At 75.1% G+C, this 20,511-nt stretch carries 24 protein-coding genes; 16 read left to right on the plus strand and 8 right to left on the minus strand.

Annotated features, from left to right (window positions below; translation table 11 throughout):
- The first annotated feature begins 77 nt into the window (after positions 1 to 77).
- Both CXY01_RS20980 and CXY01_RS19815 read left to right on the plus strand, forming a co-directional pair.
- Complete coding sequence (locus CXY01_RS20980) at positions 78 to 728, plus strand: DUF4142 domain-containing protein (RefSeq protein WP_186813479.1); 651 nt, start codon at positions 78 to 80, stop codon at positions 726 to 728.
- Positions 729 to 747: 19 nt separating this feature from the next.
- Positions 748 to 1,368 (plus strand): class F sortase, encoded by a 621-nt coding sequence (locus tag CXY01_RS19815; protein WP_186813480.1) that lies wholly within the window; start codon positions 748 to 750, stop codon positions 1,366 to 1,368.
- Here the strand turns inward: CXY01_RS19815 and CXY01_RS19820 are convergent.
- The 3 genes from CXY01_RS19820 to CXY01_RS19830 are packed head-to-tail and all read right to left on the minus strand — an operon-like array spanning position 1,365 to position 3,876.
- The gene (locus tag CXY01_RS19820) at positions 1,365 to 2,249 is read right to left on the minus strand and encodes a glycosyltransferase family 2 protein (RefSeq protein ID WP_222594600.1); all 885 of its coding nucleotides are present in this window, start codon (positions 2,247 to 2,249) and stop codon (positions 1,365 to 1,367) included. The two genes, CXY01_RS19815 and CXY01_RS19820, sit on opposite strands and share 4 nt — an antisense overlap.
- A 5-nt stretch (positions 2,250 to 2,254) precedes the next feature.
- The gene (locus tag CXY01_RS19825) at positions 2,255 to 3,430 is read right to left on the minus strand and encodes a zinc-dependent alcohol dehydrogenase (RefSeq protein ID WP_146931306.1); all 1,176 of its coding nucleotides are present in this window, start codon (positions 3,428 to 3,430) and stop codon (positions 2,255 to 2,257) included.
- Positions 3,427 to 3,876 carry a hypothetical protein gene (locus tag CXY01_RS19830; RefSeq protein WP_186813481.1) on the minus strand — a complete coding sequence of 150 codons (450 nt, stop codon included), beginning with the start codon at positions 3,874 to 3,876 and terminating at the stop codon, positions 3,427 to 3,429. Before CXY01_RS19830 ends, CXY01_RS19825 begins: the two co-directional genes overlap by 4 nt.
- Before the next feature lie 320 nt (positions 3,877 to 4,196).
- Here CXY01_RS19830 and CXY01_RS19835 point away from each other — a divergent pair, with 320 nt between their 5' ends.
- Genes CXY01_RS19835 through CXY01_RS19840 form a run of 3 tightly spaced genes read left to right on the plus strand, consistent with a single transcriptional unit; the run spans position 4,197 to position 5,698 of the window.
- The gene (locus CXY01_RS19835; RefSeq protein ID WP_146931308.1) at positions 4,197 to 4,754 is read left to right on the plus strand and encodes a DUF2231 domain-containing protein; all 558 of its coding nucleotides are present in this window, start codon (positions 4,197 to 4,199) and stop codon (positions 4,752 to 4,754) included.
- Positions 4,755 to 4,772: 18 nt separating this feature from the next.
- The gene (locus tag CXY01_RS21340; RefSeq protein WP_281285339.1) at positions 4,773 to 4,907 is read left to right on the plus strand and encodes a hypothetical protein; all 135 of its coding nucleotides are present in this window, start codon (positions 4,773 to 4,775) and stop codon (positions 4,905 to 4,907) included.
- Positions 4,904 to 5,698: an alpha/beta fold hydrolase gene (locus tag CXY01_RS19840; protein ID WP_186813482.1), complete on the plus strand. Its 795-nt coding sequence runs from the start codon at positions 4,904 to 4,906 to the stop codon at positions 5,696 to 5,698. The genes CXY01_RS21340 and CXY01_RS19840 overlap by 4 nt, the downstream gene beginning before the upstream one ends.
- On the opposite strand, the gene CXY01_RS19845 is transcribed toward CXY01_RS19840, so the two are convergent.
- From CXY01_RS19845 to CXY01_RS19855, 3 genes are all read right to left on the minus strand, one after another.
- The gene (locus CXY01_RS19845) at positions 5,646 to 6,011 is read right to left on the minus strand and encodes a hypothetical protein (protein ID WP_146931312.1); all 366 of its coding nucleotides are present in this window, start codon (positions 6,009 to 6,011) and stop codon (positions 5,646 to 5,648) included. The genes CXY01_RS19840 and CXY01_RS19845 overlap by 53 nt on opposite strands.
- Positions 6,012 to 6,217: 206 nt before the next feature.
- Positions 6,218 to 6,448 carry a DUF6480 family protein gene (locus CXY01_RS19850; RefSeq protein ID WP_146931315.1) on the minus strand — a complete coding sequence of 77 codons (231 nt, stop codon included), beginning with the start codon at positions 6,446 to 6,448 and terminating at the stop codon, positions 6,218 to 6,220.
- A 1-nt stretch (position 6,449) separates the two neighbouring features.
- Positions 6,450 to 7,421 (minus strand): ANTAR domain-containing protein, encoded by a 972-nt coding sequence (locus CXY01_RS19855; RefSeq protein ID WP_146931318.1) that lies wholly within the window; start codon positions 7,419 to 7,421, stop codon positions 6,450 to 6,452.
- Positions 7,422 to 7,630: 209 nt separating this feature from the next.
- On the opposite strand from CXY01_RS19855, the gene CXY01_RS19860 reads away from it, so the two are divergent.
- The 5 genes from CXY01_RS19860 (at position 7,631) to CXY01_RS19880 (ending at position 12,780) form a co-directional block, all read left to right on the plus strand.
- The gene (locus CXY01_RS19860; protein ID WP_146931320.1) at positions 7,631 to 8,473 is read left to right on the plus strand and encodes a GAF and ANTAR domain-containing protein; all 843 of its coding nucleotides are present in this window, start codon (positions 7,631 to 7,633) and stop codon (positions 8,471 to 8,473) included.
- Positions 8,470 to 9,168 carry an ANTAR domain-containing protein gene (locus CXY01_RS19865; protein WP_146931323.1) on the plus strand — a complete coding sequence of 233 codons (699 nt, stop codon included), beginning with the start codon at positions 8,470 to 8,472 and terminating at the stop codon, positions 9,166 to 9,168. The genes CXY01_RS19860 and CXY01_RS19865 overlap by 4 nt, the downstream gene beginning before the upstream one ends.
- A gap of 131 nt (positions 9,169 to 9,299) precedes the next feature.
- Positions 9,300 to 9,986, plus strand: coding sequence for a GAF and ANTAR domain-containing protein (locus CXY01_RS19870; RefSeq protein ID WP_146931326.1), 687 nt, complete (start codon positions 9,300 to 9,302; stop codon positions 9,984 to 9,986).
- A 73-nt stretch (positions 9,987 to 10,059) separates the two neighbouring features.
- Entirely contained in the window at positions 10,060 to 11,988 is a 1,929-nt protein-coding gene (locus CXY01_RS19875) for a glycoside hydrolase family 15 protein (protein ID WP_246125509.1), read from the plus strand.
- Between the two features lie 48 nt (positions 11,989 to 12,036).
- A complete protein-coding gene (locus tag CXY01_RS19880) occupies positions 12,037 to 12,780 on the plus strand; it encodes an MBL fold metallo-hydrolase (RefSeq protein WP_146931329.1) in 744 nt (247 codons plus the stop codon).
- Between the two features lie 4 nt (positions 12,781 to 12,784).
- Here CXY01_RS19880 and CXY01_RS20985 read toward each other — a convergent pair whose 3' ends face one another.
- Positions 12,785 to 12,943 (minus strand): hypothetical protein, encoded by a 159-nt coding sequence (locus tag CXY01_RS20985; RefSeq protein ID WP_186813483.1) that lies wholly within the window; start codon positions 12,941 to 12,943, stop codon positions 12,785 to 12,787.
- A gap of 107 nt (positions 12,944 to 13,050) precedes the next feature.
- Between CXY01_RS20985 and CXY01_RS19885 the strand changes: the two genes are divergently transcribed.
- Complete coding sequence (locus tag CXY01_RS19885; protein WP_146931332.1) at positions 13,051 to 13,680, plus strand: flavodoxin family protein; 630 nt, start codon at positions 13,051 to 13,053, stop codon at positions 13,678 to 13,680.
- 23 nt (positions 13,681 to 13,703) lie between these two features.
- Positions 13,704 to 13,829: a hypothetical protein gene (locus tag CXY01_RS21345; RefSeq protein WP_281285340.1), complete on the plus strand. Its 126-nt coding sequence runs from the start codon at positions 13,704 to 13,706 to the stop codon at positions 13,827 to 13,829.
- A 9-nt stretch (positions 13,830 to 13,838) separates the two neighbouring features.
- Here the strand turns inward: CXY01_RS21345 and CXY01_RS19890 are convergent, their stop codons facing one another.
- The gene (locus CXY01_RS19890; RefSeq protein ID WP_146931335.1) at positions 13,839 to 15,329 is read right to left on the minus strand and encodes an aldehyde dehydrogenase family protein; all 1,491 of its coding nucleotides are present in this window, start codon (positions 15,327 to 15,329) and stop codon (positions 13,839 to 13,841) included.
- A gap of 135 nt (positions 15,330 to 15,464) precedes the next feature.
- On the opposite strand from CXY01_RS19890, the gene CXY01_RS19895 reads away from it, so the two are divergent.
- The 4 genes from CXY01_RS19895 to CXY01_RS19910 form a co-directional block, all read left to right on the plus strand.
- Positions 15,465 to 17,132, plus strand: a complete 1,668-nt coding sequence (locus CXY01_RS19895; protein ID WP_246125510.1) for a carbamoyltransferase family protein — start codon at positions 15,465 to 15,467, stop codon at positions 17,130 to 17,132.
- On the plus strand, positions 17,132 to 18,667 hold the full coding sequence (locus tag CXY01_RS19900) for an HAD-IIIA family hydrolase (RefSeq protein WP_146931338.1): 1,536 nt from the start codon (positions 17,132 to 17,134) through the stop codon (positions 18,665 to 18,667). The genes CXY01_RS19895 and CXY01_RS19900 overlap by 1 nt, the downstream gene beginning before the upstream one ends.
- Positions 18,664 to 19,689: a glycosyltransferase family 9 protein gene (locus CXY01_RS19905; protein ID WP_146931341.1), complete on the plus strand. Its 1,026-nt coding sequence runs from the start codon at positions 18,664 to 18,666 to the stop codon at positions 19,687 to 19,689. Before CXY01_RS19900 ends, CXY01_RS19905 begins: the two co-directional genes overlap by 4 nt.
- The coding region (locus tag CXY01_RS19910; RefSeq protein ID WP_146931344.1) for a glycosyltransferase at positions 19,686 to 20,511 on the plus strand (826 nt) is incomplete at its 3' end. The genes CXY01_RS19905 and CXY01_RS19910, both read left to right, overlap by 4 nt.

Below are 20,511 nucleotides of genomic sequence, written 5' to 3' on the forward strand. Positions count from 1 at the left end.
CGATCTACCGTCGTGGGACGGGTCCAGCAGGCGGCCGCTCCCGCCGCCGCAGGCATCGTCCCCTCCTGGAGACCCTCGTGAAGCTCACCCGTCGCCTCACCCTCACCGTCATGGTGGCCAGCGCCGCCGTCGTCCTCGCCGCCCCGGCGGCACTCGCCGCGCCGTCCGCGCAGGACCAGTCCTGGATGGCGGCCGCCCACCAGGGCAACCTCGCCGAGATCGCCGCCGGCCAAGCCGCGGTCGCCCAGGCGTCGACCGACACCGTCCGCCAGTTCGGCCAGATGCTCATCGACGACCACACGGCGCTCGACGCGAACCTGACCGCCGCCGCCAACCAGCTCGGCGTGACCCTGCCCGGGTCCCCGACGCCCGAGCAGCAGGCGGAGCTGGCCTCCGTGACCGCCAAGACCGGGGCCGCGTTCGACACCGCGTGGATCACCGTGCAGATCCCGGCGCACCGCGCGACGCTCGCCGCGAGCCAGGCCGAGGTGGCGAACGGGACGGACCAGACGGTCAAGGACCTCGCCGCCGCGTCGACGCCGGTGGTCGAGCACCATCTCCACGAGCTCGTGGCGGCGGCGCCGGACTACGGCGTGCCCACGTCGGTGTCCGCGGGGGACGGCGGACAGGCGGCGCACTCCGGGCGCGGCCTGGGTGTCGCCCTCGTGGCGCTCGGTTCCGCAGCCGCGGTGCTGACCGGGTGGCGGCTGACGCGCCGCCGCGCGTGACGTGACCCGTCGGGAGGTCGTGCGACGCCGGGCAGGCCTGGTGGTCCTCGTGGTGGCTGCCGCGGTGGTCGCGGCGGGGACCCACCTGCTGCTGCGACCGCCCGCGGTCGCCGTCGCCGACGCGCTCGCCGCTCCCGCGACGACCCCGGCGACGGTCGTGGCCCCTCCCGCACCCCAGGCCGCGGCGCCTGCGACCGAGCAGGTGCCGGTGAGCCTGACGGTGGAGGCGATCGGCATCCAGGCGCCCGTCGTGCCGGTGCTCGCCGCACCCGGCGGAGCGCTGACGATCCCGGAGGATCCCGGCACCTTCGGGTGGTGGGCCGCGGGAGCGGCACCGGGCTCCCCCACCGGCAGCGTCGTCGTGGTCGCCCACGTCGACGCTGCCGCGTACGGCGCCGGTCCGATGTCGGACCTCATCAGGGCGCCGATGCAGACGGCCATCACCGTCCAGGACGCCGCAGGAGGCCTCACCCGGTACGCGTTGTCCGAGCGCCGGTCGCTGCCGAAGTCGGAGCTCCCCGCCGACCTCTTCACCCTGGGCGGCGCTCCCCGCCTCGTCCTCATCACGTGCGGCGGCACCTTCGACCGGGCGACCGGCCACTACAGCGACAACGTCGTGATGATCGCGACCCCGGCCTAGCCGTGCCGGGCCGGCGACGCCGGTGCACCGGAGCCGGCGCGACGAACGAGGTCACGGGCCTGGAGGGTCGCGGGCGACACGGGCCGTCGCGCGCGCACGGCAGCCGGCACGTCGCCGAGCGCTGCCCGCAGACCTCGTCGACCGTCCGCGGTCCGAGCGGCGCCCGCGGCCGTGCGGGCGACGTCGCGCCACGGGAGCCGCAGGACCGCCGTGAGGACGGCCGACCTCGTGACGGCGGCCGATCGGTCGCCGGGTGCGTGGCGCCGCGGGGACGGGTGGTGGTGCACGACCGCCTCGGGCGCGTGCACGAGCGACCATCCGGCGTCCACCAGGTCGAGCGCGACCCGCTCCTCCTCCCCCGGGAAGCGCACGACCTCGTCGAACCCGCCGACGCCCAGGAACGCGTCGGCGCGGACCATCGCACCGCAGGCCATGAAGCCCAGCAGCGCAGGGCGACCCCCGACGCGCGGCAGGGGTGACCGCGCCAGCACCTCGTCGAACGGGTCGACGCGCTCGTCGGCTCCCAGGAGCACCCGGGCGTGGACGACCGCGACGTCCGGCCGCTCGGCCAGGACGTCGGCCGCGGTCCGCAGCGATCCCGGTGCCCACCAGGAGTCGTCGTCGGCGAACGCGACGAACGGGGTCCGTGCGCGGCGGACGCCCTCCGTCCGGGCCGCCGCGCCGACGTTGCGCGGCAGCTCGACGACCTCCGCGCGCGGGAGGGCGGCCCGGACGGCGGCGGCGGTGCCGTCGGTGGACGCGTTGTCGACCAGGACCACCGGCGCGCGGTGGCGTGCCAGTGACCCGAGCAGCTCCTCGCGGCGGTCGCGGCTCATCACCACGACCGTCACGCGGTCGTCCTCGGGCTCGGGCTTGCTCACGTCGGTCAGCCGCCGGGCAGGAAGACCGAGCGGATGTTCTCGTCCTGCTTCTCCTTGAACATCGTGTAGCCACGGGGGCCGTCCGTCAGCGGCATGGTGTGCGTGGCCAGGTGCTCGGTGACCAGCTCGCCGCGCTCCATGCGCTCCAGGAGCATCGGGATGTAGCGCTGCCCGTGCATCTGGGCGCTGCGCAGCGTGAGGCCCTTGTTCATGACGGCGCCGAGCGGGAACTTGTCCACGAGACCGGCGAAGACGCCCAGGACGAAGACCGTGCCCCCCTTGCGGCAGTTGTAGATCGCCTGGCGCACGGCCGTCGGCCGGTCGGTCTGCATCCGCAGCTGCTGCTTGACCTGGTCGTACGCGTGCACCGCGGACGGGCTGTGGGCCTCCATGCCGACGGCCTCGATGCACACGTCGGGTCCCCGGCCGCCCGACCGCTCCCGCAGCTCCTCGACGACCTCGACGCGCTCGTAGTTCAGCGTCTCGCAGCCGACGTGCTGCTCCGCCGACCGCAGCCGGTAGTCGAACCGGTCGATGAGGATGACGCGCTCGGCACCGAGCAGCATCGCCGCCCGCGCCGCCATCTGGCCGACCGCCCCGGCACCCCACACGGCGACGACGTCACCGGGCCGGACGTTGCCCAGGTCGGCGCCCATCCATCCCGTCGAGGCGGAGTCCGACGCGAACAGCGCGCGCTCGTCGCTGACCCCGTCGGGCACCCGGAAGGCCCCGACGTCGGCGTAAGGCACGCGGACGTACTCGGCGTGGCTGCCGGCGAAGCCGCCCATCGCGTGCGAGTACCCGAAGCAGCCCCCTGGGTTGGCCCCCCACAGCGCCTCCGTGATGCCGGGGTTGGTGTTGCCGTTGTCGCACAGCGAGAACAGCTCGTTCTTGCAGTACCAGCAACGACCGCAGGAGATGAACGAGCAGACCACGACGCGGTCCCCCACCTGGTGCCGACGGACGTCGGGGCCGACCTCCACCACCTCGCCCATGAACTCGTGGCCCAGCACGTCGCCTTTCTGCATGAACGGGATGTACCCGCCCAGCAGGTGCAGGTCCGACCCGCACGTGACGGTCCGCCGGACCCGCACGATCATGTCCTCGGGGTTCTGGACCTGCGGGTCGGGCACCTCCTCCACGGAGGTCTCGTTGATCCCGGTCCACAGCAGCGCCTTCACAGCAGCCCCGCCCCTCGTGCCGTCGAGATCGCCTTGCGCAGCGGAGCGTTCAGCACCGTGTCCTCGGTCGTCGTGTGGCGTCCTGGTTCGAGGACCCAGCCCACCTCGAGCAGCTGCTTGGAGCCCCGGAGGGCGCGGCGCAGCACCTGGGCGGGATCCTGGTCGTCGGGCAGGTCGGCGCCGTCGCGCCAGCGGGCCCACAGCTCGCTGCCCTTGTCGCCGGGCGCGGCGTGCACCCGGACCTCGACCGCGTCGCCGAGGTCGGCCAGCGGTGCCGGCGTGCCGGCGACGACGTCGTCGAGCGGTCGGTTCACCGTGACGACACGCCACCTGGTGACGTCCTCGTCGGCGGCGTTCGACGTGCGGTCCGCGACCGTGCGTGCCGCGGCCACCGCCGCGGCGCCCACGGCGGCCGCGGACAGGATCTTCTTCTGGCTCGTACTCATCGGCTGTGCCTCTCGAGCTCCGGCCGGCCTCGGCCGCGGTGCGGCACGGTGTGGAGACCCACCCGGGGAGGAGCAGCCCCGTCTTGGCTGCAGCGTGCGCTCGACCGCCGGCTGCGGACGGCCCCGGGGCCGGGGCTCGTCACGATCACCTCGTGGGCGTCGCGGGTGGCCCTCGAGCGCAGGACTTCCACGCTACGACCGCTCGCCACGGCCCGCGAGCCCGGGGGCCACGCCCGTCCTCCGTGCGACGACGGGCCGCTCCTGCGATGCTCGGAGCAGGTGGAGAAGCCGCCGTCGACCCCCGTCCGACAGGACGTGCCATGAATTCTGCCGCCACCTCCCTGCCCCGCCGCCTCGCCGAGGCGGCCGAGGTCTCTCCCACGCTCGAGGCGTTCGCCCGCTCGTTGCGACCGGTCGCGGACGCCGTCGCTGAGGCACCGGGCTGGCGCTCGCTGCTCCGCGGTGAACCGGTGGGCCACGCGCTGCACCCCACGATGACGGACCTGCCCCTGGGGCTGTGGATCAGCAGCACGGTCCTGGACCTGGTCGGGACGGACGACGGTCGCTCTGCCGACCGCCTGCTCGGCCTCGGCATCCTTTCGGCCGCACCGACGGCGCTGACCGGTCTGGCCGACTGGCGACGCGGCGGCGACCGGGTCCGCCGCGTCGGTGTCCTGCACGCCGCCCTGAACACCGGGGCGCTCGCCCTGTACTCCGCGTCCTGGGTGCTGCGCCGCCAGGGCCACCGCGGTGCCGGCGTCGCGACCAGTCTCGCGGCCGGTGCCGTCGCGGGGGTCAGCGGCTACCTCGGTGGCCACATGACCCTGGTGCTCGACTCCCCGCACGAGTCGACGGACGCCGACACCGACCTGCCCTGACCACCCGAGAGGACTGCCATGGACAAGAAGCACGACACCGAGGGCGCCGACCTGCCGCCCGTCCCCGGCCCCGACTCGTGGTCGTCGGCTGAGGCCTCCGAGTGGGACCCGGACGAGGAGGCGCAGCCGTCGGGAGACGGCGACGCCGGGTGAGCGACCCCGTCCGGGTCCACACCTCCTCCGACGCCTCCCGCGTCGGCGTGGCGCCCGTGTTCGTCCTCGTGCACGGCATCGGTGCCTCGCACCGCTACTTCGGACGCCTCCACGACGAGCTGGCGCGGCACGGGGACGTGCACGCCGTGGACCTGCCCGGGTTCGGCGGTCTGCCCCGGCCCGACGGACCCCGGTCGATCGCCCAGCTCGCCGACGCGCTGGCGTCCCGGCTCGATGCCCTCGGTGTCGCGGGGGCGGTGCTCGTCGGGCACTCGATGGGTGCCCAGGTCGTCGTCGAGCTGGCGGTCCGGCACCCGGCGCTCGTCTCGCACCTGGTGCTGCTCGGCCCGGTGACCGATCCCGAGCGCTCCTCGCCCGTCGTCCAGGCGTGGGACCTGTTCCGGGACATGCTGCGCGAGCCGCCGTCGGCGAACGTGCTCGTGCTCGCGGACTACCTGCGCTGCGGTCCGCGGTGGTACCTCACCGAGCTCCCGGCGATGCTCCGGTACCCGACGCTCGACGCCGTCCGGCGTGCGCCCTGCCCCGTCCTGGTGGTGCGGGGCGCTGACGACCCCGTCGCCCGGGCCCGCTGGGCCGCGCGAGTGGCGGCGGCGGCCGCCGACGGCCGGCTGCTCGAGGTGGCAGGAGCCCGGCACGTCGTGCAGCACCGCCGCCCGCAGGAGACGGCGACGGCGATCACCGCGTTCGTCGGCCGACGGGCACCGTCCGGGCGCAGCGCTACCGGCCGCCCGCGGGATCCCGGCGGCGACGGGCACGCAGCGCCAGCGTGAGGACGATCCCGGCGGTGACCACGACCACCGCCCCGATGAAGACGAGCCGCCCGGTGGAGACCGCCTCGCCCACGCGCTCGTCCGGCGTGTCCTGGTGCGGCCCGCCGACCTCCCCGTCGTAGTCGGTGGACGTGAGCGGCGTCGGTTCGGGCACGTCGGTCTCGACGGAGCCCCCGCTCGGCGTGGTCCCGGGGGTCGCGGCCACGGCGGTCGCCGCGCTGCTCGCCGAGACCCACACCGCCGGCACGATCATCAGCAGCGCGACCGCGAGGGCGGCGAGGACGGGGCGGCGACGGGAAGTCGTGAGAGACATGGGGCCTCCGAGCGGCCGACGCCGGGCGCCGGTGACGCAGGAGCGACGCTCCTGCACTCTCGACGGCCCCGACGTCTCCAGGGCCCGGGCGGACGCGACGGCTTCCGGGAGGCGCCGGGGTCCTGTGGACAGGCTATGCACCAGGGCGACGTGCTGCGCGCCCAGTCGGGGACGGGTCGGGGCGAGACCGCCGCGCGCCGCCGTGCTCAGTCGATCAGGCCGGCCGCGTAGCCGACGAGCATGAGCATGACGGACGCGACGAGGAGCCCGATGAGCCCGTAGACCACCCAGCTCACCGAGCGGCGCGGCAGCCGTGGCTCCCGAAACGAGACGCCGGCCGTCGTGCTGGCCTCGCCGGGTGGCGTGTCCCCCACCGGCTGCGCCCCACCGGCATCCAGACCCGGCGTGCTGGCCGGGTCCGGGTCGGGTGTCGTCATGTCAGGACCGGCTGACGAGTGCCCGGCGGTCGGCCTGGTGCACCGGTTGCCGCACGGCACCGCTCGGCGCGCTCGGCATGTCCGCACCGACGACCTCCATCGTGACGCCCCGGGCCGCGCTACGACGCTGCGCTGCCTGCAGGACGACACGGGCGACCGCACCGACGTCCTCGACCCCGCCGAGGTCCACCACGACGCGGCGCTCGTCGCGCCCCGAGGCCGTGAGCCGCCCGAGCGTCGCGGCGAGCTCCGCCATCGAGGTGATGTCGACGTGCCCGTGCACGTGCAGCGTCGGGATCGGGGCGCGGTGGTCGACCCGCACCTCCAGGCGGTGCTGCTGGGGCCGGGGGTCCGGCAGCGGGGCATCGCTCATGGACGCGACGACGAGCTCGTCGACCGCGTTGCGCGTCCGCTGACCCATGCCGCCGGTGGAGCGCACCGCGTGCACGAGCCTCTCGGCCAGCACGCGCAGCCGGACGTTGCGCTGCTGGGACGCCCAGCGCAGGATCTCGAACGCCGCGTCCCCGTCGATGCCGTAGACCATCATCAGCATGCCCTTGGCCTGGTCGATCGCCGCGTGGGACTCCAGGGCGACCTGCAGCTCGGCGTTGACCCCGGCGGCGATCTCGCGTCGCTGCCGTACGGATTCGTCGACGACGAACCCCGACACGGCGGAGGAGCCGTCGTCCGACGCGGCGGGCGCCAGCGCCAGCATCACGCCGCGCGTCTCGCCGGTCAGGTCGACGAGCCGGTAGTCGCAGGCGTGCGGCTCGGTGTCGCGGGTGCAGGCGTCGAGCACGTCACCGACCCGTTCCCGGTCGTCGGGATGGACGTGGCTCAGGAACAGCGCCCGCGTGGGAACCACGTCCCCCGGTGCCATGCCGTGCAGCGTGAACATGGCGTCGGACCAGGTCCACCGGGTGCTCGCCGACGAGAAGCCGAACGCACCGATCACGAGTGTCGAGGTAGTCACAAGATCCTCCTGGACGCGTCGCCATGTGGTCGACACCCGTGCAAGGCTCCGGGCTGAACCGGGCCGGGCTTCGACAGGTAAGCCAGTGACCGGGCCGACCGATGAGAATGCGCTGATTCGACACTAAGCCGACACGGCCCCATGTGCGAGGCGAAGCACCGGCGCACCGGTCGACCACGTGCCGGACCACTGACAGAGGGCTAGCCTCGATGAGAGGAGCCGGGCACCAGGCGGCCGCCGGGGGTCCGGACGACGCCCTGATCCTGCACGTGGTCGGGCTCGACGTGCAGGAGCAGGTGGAGGTTCCCGTGGGCGATCCGGTCACCGTGCTCGCCCACCTCGCCCGCGTCGTCGCCGCTGCTCCCCCGGACGAGCCGCTCCCGGTGCGGCTGTGCCGTGCGTGCGTGGAGGTCCTCGGTGCGGACGGTGGAGCGGTCACCCTCGCGTCCACGACGACGGAGCGCCTGACGCTCGCGACGTCGAACGGCGTCTCGGCGCAGCTCGAGGACCTGCAGGACGTCCTGGGCGAGGGGCCTGGGCAGCAGGCCTACGAAGAAGGTCGCGTCGTGGTGACTCAGGTCGACGGGCTGCTCGACGACGCGTTCCCCCTGTTCGCGCACCTGGCCGACGACCTGACCGGTCCGCTCACCGTCTGGGCCTTCCCGCTGCACCCCGGCGGTCCGACCTTCGGAGTCATCACGGTCTACCGGCGGACCGGGGAGCTGGCGCACAGCCTCGAGGACGCCCAGCTCCTCGCCGACGCGATCGGGGCCGCGCTGCTGGACGACACCGGCCCGGACGGCTCGCTGCCGTTCGCGTCGTGGTCGGACCGTGCGCGGGTGCACCAGGCCACGGGCATGGTCGTCGCCCAGCTCGGCGTCACCACGCAGGACGCGCTCGCCCTCCTGCGCGCGCACGCCTTCGCCTCGACGACGACGGTCGACGCCATCGCTGCCGACGTGACCGGCCGTCGCCTCACCTTCGCGCACACCTCGACGGGCCTGGCGTCGACGGACGGCACGGAGACCGACACCCTCGGGGGTGCGACGTGACCGACCACCAGCCGGTAGAAGCACTCGGCCACCTGCTCGCCGCCCTGGTGCGTGAGCACGAGACGGGCGACGTCCTCGCCGAGATCGTGCACGAGTGCGCGAGCCTGCTGCCCGCGGACGCGGCCGCGTTGCTGGTCGACAACGGCGGGCACGGCCTCGAGCCGTTGAGCGCCACCTCGCACCGGGCGAGCGAGCTGGAGGTCTACCAGGCGCAGCAGGACACCGGACCGTGCGTGGACGCCGTGCGCACCGGTGAGACGGTCGTGGCCGTGGGCGCCGCCGAGATCATCGCCCGGTGGCCCGACGTGGGCCGCGCGATCGTGGATGCCGGCTTCGCCTCGGTGCACGCGTTCCCGATGAGCTGGCACGGGCACACCCTCGGCGGGCTGAACGTCTTCTCCGAGCAGGCTGTCCTGCTCGCCGAGTCGTCGCTGCTGCTGGGTCAGAACCTCGCCGACGTCGCCACGCTCACCCTGGCCCAGCCGCAGCTCCTGCGCGAGGACGAGCTCGCCGGACGCATCAGGAGCGCGCTCGAGGGTCGGGTCGCGATCGAGCAGGCCAAGGGCGTGATCGCCGAGCGGGAGGGCGTCGACATGGCGACGGCGTACGACCGGCTGCTGCAGCGGGTGCTCGACACGGGGTCGACGCTGGGCGCCACCGCGCGCCGCGTCGTCGGCGAGGCGCACGAGCGCTGACGCACTTCCGTCGTCCCGCGGCGGCTCCTTCTGCGTCCACCCGTGCCATGGTGGGAGGTGCGCCGGTGTGCCGGGTCGCCGAGCGCGCAGGACGGGCAGTGCCGACCCGGGCCGGCGATGTGGGGACCACGATGATCAGTGACGACGGCCTCGGCGGCCGCGTGCAGGCGGAGAACGCCCTGGCGGAGTGGTGCCTCGGCGACTTCGCGCTGCGCGCCGCGAGCCACCTCGGCATGCGCAGCGAGTGCAGCATCTCGTTGCGTCGGGACGGCCAGAACCGGCGCTCCGCCAGCAGCAGCGAGCGCGCCGGCCACTGCGACGACGTGGAGAACCGTGACCTCGAGGGCGGGTGCATCGAGGCGATGGACCAGCTGCGGGTCGTCCTGGTCCCCGACCTCGAGGCGGAGGAGAGCTGGCCGGCGTGGGTGCGCGCCTCGCTCGACGCCGGCTTCCGGTCCGCCGCCGCGTTCCCGGCGTACGCCGGGGCCGGCGCGGAGATCGCCTTCAACGTCTACTCCGAGCTCGTCGACCCGTGGGACCGCGACACGATCGTGCGGGCGGACATGTACGCGCAGCAGGTCGGGCTCGTGATGAGCCTGGTCCTGGACGTCGCGGACCTCGAGACCAAGCTGGAGATGTTCCAGCGCGCGCTGGCAGCGCAGGCCGCGATCGACCAGGCGATCGGCGCGATCATGGCGACGCAGGGGTGCTCCGCGGAGGAGGCGCTGACGATCCTGCGCAGCGCCGCCGGCACCCGCAACGTCAGCCTCCCGGAGGTCGCTGCTGCCGTCCTGCAGGGTCTCGGCGACCGGCCCTGACCCGCCGGTCCGTCCCGCGCTGCGCCGTCCCGTCCGGGATGCCGACCGGCGGGGGGCGGGGTAGACACGCCAGATGACCGGCAGCGCACCCGCGACCTTCGGCATGGACGGCGGCCGCGAGCACCGCACCGACGGCTCCGGCCACCGGTCGTCGGACCGCCTGCGTGATCCGTGCACCCGGACCGGCGGGTACGCGCCCCTGCGCGCGTACGCGGCGATCGGCGACGGCCGGACCCTCGCGCTCGTGGCGGACGACGGCCGGATCGACTGGTTCCCCGTCCCGGACCTCGATGCGACCCCGGCGTTCTGCGCGCTGCTGGACGCGCCGTCGGGCGGCTGCGTGGAGCTGGCTCCGACGGACCGCTTCCGGGTCCGCCGCGAGTACGTCGTCGGGACCAACGTGCTCGCCACGACCTTCGTGACGGCGACGGGCACGGTCCGCGTCACCGACGCGCTGAACACCGGGGTCGCCGGGCGGCTGCCGTGGAGCGAGCTGGCGCGACGCGTCGACGGGCTGGCCGGGACCGTGCGGATGGCGTGGCGGGTCGTCCCGGGGACGGCGCTGGGCACGGCGTCGCCGTGGGTGGCGAGCACGGACCGGGGGCACGTGCTCACGGTCGGCGGCGCATCGCTGGCGCTGCGGCTCCTCGGTGACATGTCGGTGCACGCCGACGAGCGCGAGGTGGCGGGCGTCTTCACCACCGGTCCCGCGTCCCGCCACCTGGTGGGCCTGGCCGGCACGGGCGGTGAGCCGGTGCAGGTGCCCGACCCGGCCGACGTCGACGACCGGGTGGACCGGACGATCGCGAACTGGCTGGCCTGGACGCAGGAGTTCCACTACGACGGCCCGTACGGCAAGGCGGTGCAGCGCAGCGCCCTGGCGCTCAAGCTCCTCCTGCACGCGCCGACGGGTGCGATCGCGGCCGCGGGGACGACGTCGCTGCCGGAGAGCCGAGCCGGAGGGAAGAACTGGGACTACCGCTACGCGTGGGTGCGCGACGCCGCGTACTCCGTCGACGCGCTCCTGCGGTTCGGCCTGCGCGAGGAGCCGCACGCGGCGATCAGCTGGGTGCTCGCCACTCTGAAGCGCGCCCCGCTCTGCGTCTTCTACGGGCTCGACGGCAGCCTGCCCGGGGACGTCGAGACCCTGGACGCCCCCGGGTGGCGCGGGATCGGGCCGGTCGTCGACGGCAACCGGGCAGCCGGCCAGCTGCAGCTCGGCGTGTACGGCGACGTCCTGGGCGTGGTGCGGACGTACGTCGACGCGGGGAACCTGCTCGACGCCGAGACGGGCCGCCTGCTCGCGTCCCTCGCGGACGCGGCGTGCGACGCGTGGCACCGCCGGGACGCGGGCATGTGGGAGCTGACGGAGCAGCAGCACCACACCTCCTCGGCCCTGGGGTGCCGCCACGCGCTGCTGTGCGCGACGCACCTCGCGGAGCTGGGGCAGATCCCTGGCACGACGCAGCGGTGGGCTGTCGAGGCCGAGCGCATCGCGGCGTGGGTACGCGAGCACTGCTGGTCACCGGACAAGCAGGCCTACGTGATGTACCCCGGTGCGGACGCGCTCGACACCTCCGTCCTGCTGCACGCGGACAGCGGGTTCGACACCCCGGACCGGGTGCTCTCGACGGTCGCGGCGATCCGCGAGGAGCTCGGCGACGGCCCCCTCCTCTACCGGTACTCCGGCATGCAGGACGAGGAGGCGCCGTTCGTCGCGTGCGCGTTCTGGGGCGTGCGCGCGCTCGCCGCGCTCGGGCGCCGCGACGAGGCGCAGGCGTGGATGGACCAGCTGCTCGAGCTGGCCGGCGACGTCGGGATCTGGTCGGAGATGATCGACGCCCAGGACCACGAGTTCCTGGGCAACCTGCCCCAGGCACTCACGCACCTCGCGCTCGTGCACGCGGCGCTGGCGATCGGCCCGGCACCAGAGTCCACGGAGCCGCAGGACGACGGCGCAGCGGTTGAGGCCCGACCGGCCGCGGGTGATGATCGTCGGTGACCCGTCCGGAGGGGTGCGGCGACGAACCAGCCGCACGGGAGCCCACCGATGATCACCTCCGAGGTCGCCGACCGCGTCTACCGGCTCGCCCACGCCTACGTGAGCTGCTACCTCGTCGAGGACGACGGCCGGGTGCTGCTCGTCGACGCGGGCCTGCCGGCGATGTGGCCGATGCTCGCCGACGCGCTGCGCGAACACGCCCTGGGGCCGGACGACGTGACCGGGCTCGTGCTCACGCACGCGCACTTCGACCACACCGGGTTCGCGGCGCGCGCCCAGGACCGGCTGCGTGTCCCCGTGTGGGCGCACGAGGAGGACTTCTTCATCGCGGAGCACCCCTACCGCTACGCGCACGAGAACCCACGCGCCCTCTACCCGATCCGGCACCCCCGCGCGGTGCGGATCCTCGCCTCGATGACGCGGGCGGGAGCGTTGCGCGTGCCGGGGGTCCGGGGCATGCACGCGCTGCGCGCAGGAGACCTGCCGGACGCGCCCGGCTCCCCCGTCGTCGTGCCGACCCCGGGGCACACCGCGGGGCACTGCGCGCTGCACCTGCTCGGCCGGGACGCCGTGCTGAGCGGCGACGCGCTGGTCACGCTCGACCCGTACACCGGCGATACCGGGCCTCAGATCGTGGCGGGCGCCGCGACAGCCGACAGCACCCAGGCGCTGGCTTCGCTCGACGCCCTCGCCGCGACCGGCGCCACGACCGTCCTGCCCGGGCACGGCGAGCCGTGGACCGCGGGGGTCGCCTCAGCCGTGCAGGCCGCCCGCGCCACGGGCGCGCACTGACGCCTCAGTCCGGCGGCTCGATCGACCCGACGGCGCCGTCGCCGGGGTCGCGGTCGTCCTCGCCGGGGACGACCGCGTCGGGCGCCGGCTCCCGGCTGCTGGGGATGTCGGTGGCGTCCGGGTCGTCCGGCACCGGGCCGGGGTCAGGGGTCGTGCTGGTCATGCGGCACCTCCGTGGTCTCGTCCTGCGACCGTAGGCCGGGCCGCCGGGACCCGCCTGTCGGGAAGCCTCCGGTCGCGGGACTCCCGGCGTCGTCGCACGATGCATCGATGACGATCAGCGCAGAGACCACCACCGACCTGACCGCCGTCGTCCTCGTCGGCACCCTGACGCCGTCGCCCGCCCCGTCCAGCAGCGAGAAGCTCGCGCGGCAGGTGCTGGCCGCCCTCGCGGGCCACGGCGTGACCGGCACCGTCGTCCGCCTCGTCGACCACGACGTGCGCCCGGGCGTGCAGGTGGACATGGGCGAGGGCGACGCCTGGCCCGGGATCCGCGAGCAGATCCTCGCCGCCGACATCCTCGTCGTCGCCACCCCGATCTGGCTGGGCCAGCCCTCCAGCGTGACCAAGCGGGCGCTGGAACGGCTCGACGCGGAGCTCAGCGAGAAGGACGACCAGGGCAGGCTGCTCACGTACGGCAAGGTCGCCGCGGTCGCGGTCGTCGGCAACGAGGACGGTGCCCACCACGTCAGCGCCGAGCTGTTCCAGGCGCTCAACGACGTGGGCTTCAGCCTCGCGGCCGGCGCCGTCACCTACTGGGTCGGCGCGGCGATGGAGGGCACCGACTACCAGGACCTCGACGAGACGCCGGAGACGGTCGCCACGACGACGGCCACCCTGGCCGCGAACACCGTCCACCTCGCCCGCCTCCTGGCGCGCGAGCAGTACCCGGCAACCTGAGCCACCGCACCGAGGAGGCACCGATGGACGACAAGAAGCAGCCGGACCCGCCCGGCGCGCAGGGCACCGGCCCCGACGAGAACGAGCTCGACCCCGCCAAGACCGGCGCCGACGCCTCGCAGGACGACGAGCGCTCCGACGCCGGCTGACCGGCGCGCTCAGTCGCGCGTCGGCGGGACGCCCTCGAGGTGCACGGCCTTGAGCACGGTCATCGCGTCGAGCAGGTCGGGCCCGTAGCCGGCACCCGCGCCGCTGTCCCGGCGCGGTTCGGCTGACCCGCCGGGGGCTCCCCCGAAGACGGCGTTGACCTTGACCGTGCCCACCTCGAGCTCGTCGGCGGCGCGCAGGGCGTGGTCGAGGCTGGGCGTCAGGACGGTGGCCGCCAGACCGTACCGGCCCGTGCCGGCCAGCTCGAGGCCGGTCGAGAAGTCCGGGACCCGCGTCACCGCGGCGACCGGTCCGAACGTCTCCTCGGACATGACCTCCATGTCCGGCGTGCAGCCGTCGAGGACCGTGGGCGGGTAGAACGACCCCGGCCCGTCGAGCCGTCCACCGCCGGCCAGCACCCGGGCGCCCAGGGCGACGGCACGGTCGACGTGCCGCTCCACGACGGCGAGCTGCTCCTCGTCGACGAGGGGTCCCAGTTCGGTGGAGTCCTCGCTCGGGTCCCCCACGCGCAGGGCGGCGCAGACGTCCACGAGCTCGGCGAGCACGGCGTCCGCGACGCCCTCGTGCAGGTAGACGCGCTCGACGGACGTGCACAGCTGGCCGGTGTTGGTGAACGCCCCGGTGGCGATCTGCCGGGCGGCCCACACCGGGTCGACCCCGGCGTCCACCAGCAGGGGGTCCTTGCCCCCGTTCTCCCGGAGCACCCGCGCACCTCGCGCGCCGGCGACGGCCGCGATCCGCCGGCCGGTCGCGGTGCTGCCGACCTGGGCGACGAGGGCCACGCGCGGGTCGGCGACGAGCGACTCCCCCGTCTGGCCGTCACCGTTGACCACGTTGAGGACCCCGGCCGGCAGGTGCTGCGCGACGAGGCGCGCGAGGTGCCAGCCGGGCACGGCGCTGCGCTCGGACGGCTTGTGCACGACGGTGTTGCCCGTGACCAGGGCGGCCGCGAGCAGCCCGGCCGCGGCGGGGTACGGGTCGTTCCACGGCGTGATGACGGCGACCACCCCGTGCGGCTCGCGTCGGACGACGTCGAGGGCGGACAGTCCCCCGCTCAGCACCCGGCCGGCCTCCCCCAGACCCGCGGTCGCCGCCTCCTCGAGCAGGTCCGCGGCGACGTTCGCCGACCCGACGGACTGCGACAGCAGCCGCCCGGTGCTGCGGCACAGCTCGGCGCCCAGCTCCTCGGCCTGCGCGCGCACGGCAGCGGCCGCATCGCGCAGGGCGGCCGCCCTCGTCGCGGCCGGCGTGCGGCGCCACGACGCGCGCGCGGCGACGGCCGCGGCGACCGCCTGCTCGACCTCGGCCGGCGTCGCCGGGACGAGGACCAGCGCGTCGCTCCCGGTGAGCGGATCGCGTCGCCGGAGGGTCCGGTCACCCTCGGCCGGGACCACCTGACCTGCGACGTAGTGGTCCGCGAGCCGGTCCGCGGACGTGCGCTCGCGGGAGTCGGCCACGGGACGCGACGGGGTGAGGGTCATGGGACGGCTCCGATCTCGGGGAGAAGCGGTTCAAGGTGCGGCTCTCGGAGAAGTGCTTCACAGTGGCGGGCAGAAGCCGCCGAGAAAACAGCACCACTCATCGTGTGCAGAACTTCGCACGACTCTGGACCACCGATGAGAGGCCTGCCACTCATGCGCGTCCTGGGCATCAACGCGATCTACCACGACCCGTCCGCCGCGCTGGTCGTCGACGGGCACGTCGTCGCCGCCGCCGAGGAGGAGCGGTTCAGCCGCCGCAAGCACGGCAAGCGACCCGTCCCGTTCTCGGCCTGGGAGCTGCCCGAGCTGTCGATGCGCTGGTGCCTGGCCGAGGCCGGCCTGCGCCCGCAGGACCTCGACGCCGTGGCGTACGGCTGGGACCCGGCGCTGGCGAAGAACGCGGAGGACCTCGGGCTCGACGACCCGTGGGACCACCTGCGGACCACCTACGCCGAGCGCGTGCCCGGGTTCCTCGCCAGCGCGCTGCCCGGCATCGACCCGTCGATCGTGCGGTACGTGCCCCACCACGTGGCCCACGCGGCGTCCGCGGCGCTCGCCTCGCCCTTCGAGGAGAGCAGCGTCCTCGTCCTCGACGGGCGCGGTGAGCGCGCCTCGCACCTGGCCGGCCGCTACACCGGCGGGCACCTCGACGTCCTCGCCACCCAGGAGCTGCCGAGCTCGTTGGGGCTGGTGTACGAGTCCCTCACGGAGCACCTCGGCTTCCTGCGGTCCAGCGACGAGTACAAGGTCATGGCGCTCGCGTCTTACGGGACGCCCGCGTTCCTCGACGACCTGCGCTCGGTCCTCTACACCACCGGTGACGGCGGCTTCGTGGCCGAGGCACCCGACTGGTCCCGCTGGGCACCGGCGCGGGTCGACGACGGCACCTGGGGCGGCGAGCACGCCGACCTCGCGTGCTCGGTGCAGGCGCGGCTCGAGGAGGTGCTCGTCGAGCTGGCCCGCTGGCTGCACGACCGCACCGGCGACCGGGTGCTGACCATGGCGGGCGGGATCGCGCTCAACTGCGTGGCCAACTCGAGGATCTGGCGCGAGAGCGGGTTCGACGAGGTCTGGGTGCAGCCCGCCGCCGGCGACGCCGGGACGTCGCTGGGTGCCGCCATGCAGCTCGCGGCGGAGCTCGGGGACACGCCTCAGCCCATGCCCGGCGCGGCGCTCGGCCGGCAGTGGACCGACGACGCGCTCGCCGACTGGCTCCGTTCGGCGGCCGTGCCGTTCAGCACCCCGGCCGACCTCGGCAGCGAGGTGGCCGACGTGCTGGCCGCCGACGGCGTCGTCGCCTGGTTCGACGGGCGCAGCGAGTTCGGCCCGCGCGCCCTGGGGCACCGCTCGCTGCTCGCGCACCCCGGCCACGCCGAGAACCTCGAGCGGCTCAACGACGTCAAGGGCCGCGAGCAGTTCCGCCCGGTCGCGCCGATGGTGCTGCTGGACCAGGCCGACGAGCTCTTCTCCGGCGGTCCGGTGCCGAGCCCCTACATGCTCTTCGTCCACCAGGTGGACCCGGGCTGGCGCGACCGCATCCCCGCGGCTGTGCACGTCGACGGGACCGCCCGCATCCAGACGGTCGACCCGCGGACGCAGCCGCGGCTCGGCGCCACGATCGAGGCGTTCCGCGACCGCACGGGCCTGCCGGTCGTCATCAACACGAGCCTGAACACCGCCGGGCGGCCGATGGTCGACGACCCGCGGGACGCCCTCGAGCTCTTCGGCTCGGCGCCGGTCGACCTGCTCGTGCTCGGCCCGCACCTGGTGCGGCGGGCGGAGCTGTTCCGGGCGGCGACCTGATGGCCGACGCCCGCACGTGGTCGGTGGTCGTGCCCACCGTGGGCCGGCCGTCCCTCGACGTCCTGCTGGCCAGCCTGGTGGACCAGGACTGGACGGACGCCGAGCCTGGACCGTCGTCGGTCGTCGTCTGCGACGACCGGCCCCTGACGTCCACGCTCCCGCTGGTCCTGCCCGACCTGCCCTGGCCGAGCCGCGTGGTGCGCACGGGTGGCCGCGGCCCGGCGGCCGCGCGGAACGCGGGCTGGCGTTCGACCGCGCAGGAGTGGGTCGCGTTCCTCGACGACGACGTGGTGCTGCCGCCCGGCTGGGGCCGCGCGTTCGCCGCAGACTTGCGCGCCGCCGGGCCGGACGTCGCCGGCACGCAGGCCCGGCTCCACGTGCCGCTGCCCGCCGACCGGCGCCCGACCGACTGGGAGCGCAGCACCGCGGGGCTCGAGCACGCCCGGTGGGCCACCGCGGACATGGCGTTCCGTCGCGTGGCGCTCGAGCAGGTGCAGGGCTTCGACGAGCGCTTCCCCCGCGCCTACCGCGAGGACGCCGACCTGGCCCTGCGGCTCCGGCAGGCGGGCTGGCGGCTGGAGCGCGGCTCCCGGACCACGCACCACCCGGTGCGCCCTGCCGACGACCGGGTCAGCGTCCGCGTCCAGGCGGGTGCGGCCGACGACGCGCTGATGCGTGCCCTGCACGGCCGCCACTGGCGCGAGCTGGCGGGGACCGGTCGCGGCCGCTTCCCCTGGCACGTCCTGACCGTCGCAGCGGCCGCCGGCGCGGTCGTCGCCGCCGCGTCGGGCCGGCGGCGGACGGCCGCTGCCGCGGCCGGTGCGTGGGTGCTGCTCACCGGCGACTTCGCGCGGGTCCGGCTCAGCCCCGGTCCGCGGCCCGGCGAGCCCGGCGCGGCGCAGGAGTGGCGCCGGATGGCGTGGACCAGCGCGGTGATCCCGTTCGCGGCCGTGCGGCACCGCCTCCGCGGGACGCTGGCCCACCCGCGCGCGACGCCGTGGCGGCCCGCCGCCCGCGCGGTGCTGTTCGACCGCGACGGCACCCTCGTCCACGACGTGCCGTACAACGGTGACCCGGGGCGGGTCGACCTCGTGCCCGGTGCCGACGAGGCGATCGCGCAGCTGCGTGCCGCCGGGATCGCCGTCGGTCTCGTGACCAACCAGTCCGGGGTGGCCCGCGGGCTGCTCAGCAGGGCGCAGGTCGACGCCGTGAACGGACGGGTCGCCGAGCTGCTCGGTCCGTTCGACACCGTGCAGGTGTGCCCGCACGGCCCGGAGTCGACGTGCCCGTGCCGCAAGCCGGCGGGCGGGATGGTCCTGCGCGCCGCGCACGAGCTCGGGCTCGCGCCGTGGGAGTGCGCCGTCGTCGGCGACATCGGTGCGGACGTCGAGGCCGCGCGGTCCGCGGGCGCCGGGGCCGTCCTCGTGCCGACCACCGCGACGCGTGCGGACGAGGTGCGTTCCGCCGAGCACGTCGCCGCGAACCTCAAGGAGGCCGTCTCGATGCTCGTCCCCGGCTCGGGGCCTGCCCGATGAGCGCCGTGCTGGCGGTCCGGCTCGACTCGGACGGCGACGTGCTGCTCACCGGTCCCGCGATCCGGGCGCTCGGGCGGCTGGGACCCGTGGACCTGCTCGTGTCACCGGCCGGGCGGCACGCGGCGGACCTGCTGCCCGCCGTGCGGTCGACGCTGCTCTTCGACCCGCCGTGGAGCGGCCTGTCCCCCGCGCCGGTCGACGCGGCCGCGGTCCAGGACCTCGTGCACCGGATCGCCGCCGGACGGTACGCGCGGGCGGTCGTCTTCACGTCGTTCCACCAGAGCCCGCTGCCCATGGCGCTCGTCCTGCGGCTCGCCGGGGTCCCGTACGTGGCCGCCACCAGCGAGGACTACCCCGGCACGCTGCTCGACGTCCGGCACCGGCGGCCCGACGGGCTGCACGAGGTGGAGGCGGCGCTCGACCTCGCCGCGGCCGCGGGCGGCTCGCTGCCCCCGGGCGACGACGGGCGTCTCGCGGTGCGCCACCCGCTGCCCGACGTCGCCCACCTCGCCCCCTCCTCGGGCTACGTCGTGGTGCACCCGTCGGCCTCCGTGCCGGCGCGCGCCCCGGCACCGGCCCAGGCCCGGGCGCTCGTCGAGAGCCTCGCCGAGAGCGGGAGGACGGTGCTCGTCACCGGCGGGCCGGCCGACCGCAGCCTGACGGCCGACGTCGCCGGTGAGGCAGGTGTGGACCTCGGCGGCCGCACCACCCTGCCCGAGCTGGCGGGCGTGCTGGCCGCTGCCGACGCGGTCGTGGTCGGGAACACGGGCCCCGCGCACCTCGCGGCGGCGGTCGGGACGCCGGTCGTCTCGCTGTTCTCCCCCGTCGTGCCCGCCGACCGCTGGGCGCCGTACGGCGTACCGAGCATCGTGCTCGGTGACCAGGGCGCCGCCTGCGCCGGCACCCGCGCCCGGACCTGCCCCGTCGCCGGCCACCCCTGCCTCACGTCCGTGACCACCGAGCAGGTCGTGGCGGCGGTGGACGCGCTGGCCCGCGCCGCACGACAGGAGGTCGTCGCATGAGGGTCCTGGTCTGGCACGTGCACGGCTCGTGGATGACCTCCTTCGTCCAGGGCCCCGACGACTACCTCGTGCCCGTGGACGCAGAGCGGTCGCCCGACGGTCTGGGTCGGGCCCGGACGTGGGACTGGCCGGCGTCCGCGCGCGAGGTCCCCCTGGACGGCCTGCGCGACGAGGCGGTCGACGTCGTGGTGCTCCAGCGGCCCCGGGACCTGGAGCTCGTCGAGCGGTGGACCGGCCTGCGACCCGGCGTCGACGTGCCGGCCGTCTACGTCGAGCACAACACCCCGGCCGGCCCGGCCGCGGCCACGCCGCACCTGCTGGCCGACCGGTCCGACATCCTCGTCGCGCACGTCTCCGACTTCAACGCCCTCATGTGGGACAGCGGCCGGGCGCCGACGACGGTGGTCGACCACGGCATCCCCGACCCGGGGTACCGGTACACCGGGGAGCGGGAGCGGATCGCGGCGGTCGTCAACGAGCCGGTGCGCCGCTGGCGCGTGGCGGGCACGGACGTGCTGCTCGCGGCGGCCGCGCGCGTGCCGGTGGAGGTGTACGGCATGGGCGTCGGCGGGCTCGCCGAGCACGCGCCGGACCTGGCCCCGCACCTGCACGCCGACGTCCCGCAGCACCAGCTGCACGCGGAGCTCGCCGGTGCGCGCGCCTACCTGCACCCCTACCGGTGGACCAGCCTCGGCCTGTCCCTGATCGAGGCGATGACCCTCGGGATGCCGGTCCTGGCCGTGGCGTCGACGGCCGCGCCGCAGGCGGTCCCACCCGAGGCGGGCGTGGTGAGCCCGCGGCCCGACCGGCTGGTCGAGGCCG

The organism is Cellulomonas xylanilytica, from assembly GCF_007989805.1.
Classification (GTDB): domain Bacteria; phylum Actinomycetota; class Actinomycetes; order Actinomycetales; family Cellulomonadaceae; genus Cellulomonas; species Cellulomonas xylanilytica.

Excerpts from the sequence above, each read along its gene's own strand:
- CXY01_RS19830 (WP_186813481.1), bottom strand. The coding sequence starts at position 3,876 with ATGAGTACGAGCCAGAAGAAGATCCTGTCCGCGGCCGCCGTGGGCGCC.
- CXY01_RS19835 (WP_146931308.1), top strand. The coding sequence starts at position 4,197 with ATGAATTCTGCCGCCACCTCCCTGCCCCGCCGCCTCGCCGAGGCGGCC.
- CXY01_RS21340 (WP_281285339.1), top strand. The coding sequence starts at position 4,773 with ATGGACAAGAAGCACGACACCGAGGGCGCCGACCTGCCGCCCGTCCCC.
- CXY01_RS19845 (WP_146931312.1), bottom strand. The coding sequence starts at position 6,011 with ATGTCTCTCACGACTTCCCGTCGCCGCCCCGTCCTCGCCGCCCTCGCG.
- CXY01_RS19850 (WP_146931315.1), bottom strand. The coding sequence starts at position 6,448 with ATGACGACACCCGACCCGGACCCGGCCAGCACGCCGGGTCTGGATGCC.
- CXY01_RS19860 (WP_146931320.1), top strand. The coding sequence starts at position 7,631 with ATGAGAGGAGCCGGGCACCAGGCGGCCGCCGGGGGTCCGGACGACGCC.
- CXY01_RS19870 (WP_146931326.1), top strand. The coding sequence starts at position 9,300 with ATGATCAGTGACGACGGCCTCGGCGGCCGCGTGCAGGCGGAGAACGCC.
- CXY01_RS19875 (WP_246125509.1), top strand. The coding sequence starts at position 10,060 with ATGACCGGCAGCGCACCCGCGACCTTCGGCATGGACGGCGGCCGCGAG.
- CXY01_RS19880 (WP_146931329.1), top strand. The coding sequence starts at position 12,037 with ATGATCACCTCCGAGGTCGCCGACCGCGTCTACCGGCTCGCCCACGCC.
- CXY01_RS20985 (WP_186813483.1), bottom strand. The coding sequence starts at position 12,943 with ATGACCAGCACGACCCCTGACCCCGGCCCGGTGCCGGACGACCCGGAC.
- CXY01_RS19885 (WP_146931332.1), top strand. The coding sequence starts at position 13,051 with ATGACGATCAGCGCAGAGACCACCACCGACCTGACCGCCGTCGTCCTC.
- CXY01_RS21345 (WP_281285340.1), top strand. The coding sequence starts at position 13,704 with ATGGACGACAAGAAGCAGCCGGACCCGCCCGGCGCGCAGGGCACCGGC.
- CXY01_RS19890 (WP_146931335.1), bottom strand. The coding sequence starts at position 15,329 with ATGACCCTCACCCCGTCGCGTCCCGTGGCCGACTCCCGCGAGCGCACG.
- CXY01_RS19895 (WP_246125510.1), top strand. The coding sequence starts at position 15,465 with ATGAGAGGCCTGCCACTCATGCGCGTCCTGGGCATCAACGCGATCTAC.
- CXY01_RS19900 (WP_146931338.1), top strand. The coding sequence starts at position 17,132 with ATGGCCGACGCCCGCACGTGGTCGGTGGTCGTGCCCACCGTGGGCCGG.
- CXY01_RS19905 (WP_146931341.1), top strand. The coding sequence starts at position 18,664 with ATGAGCGCCGTGCTGGCGGTCCGGCTCGACTCGGACGGCGACGTGCTG.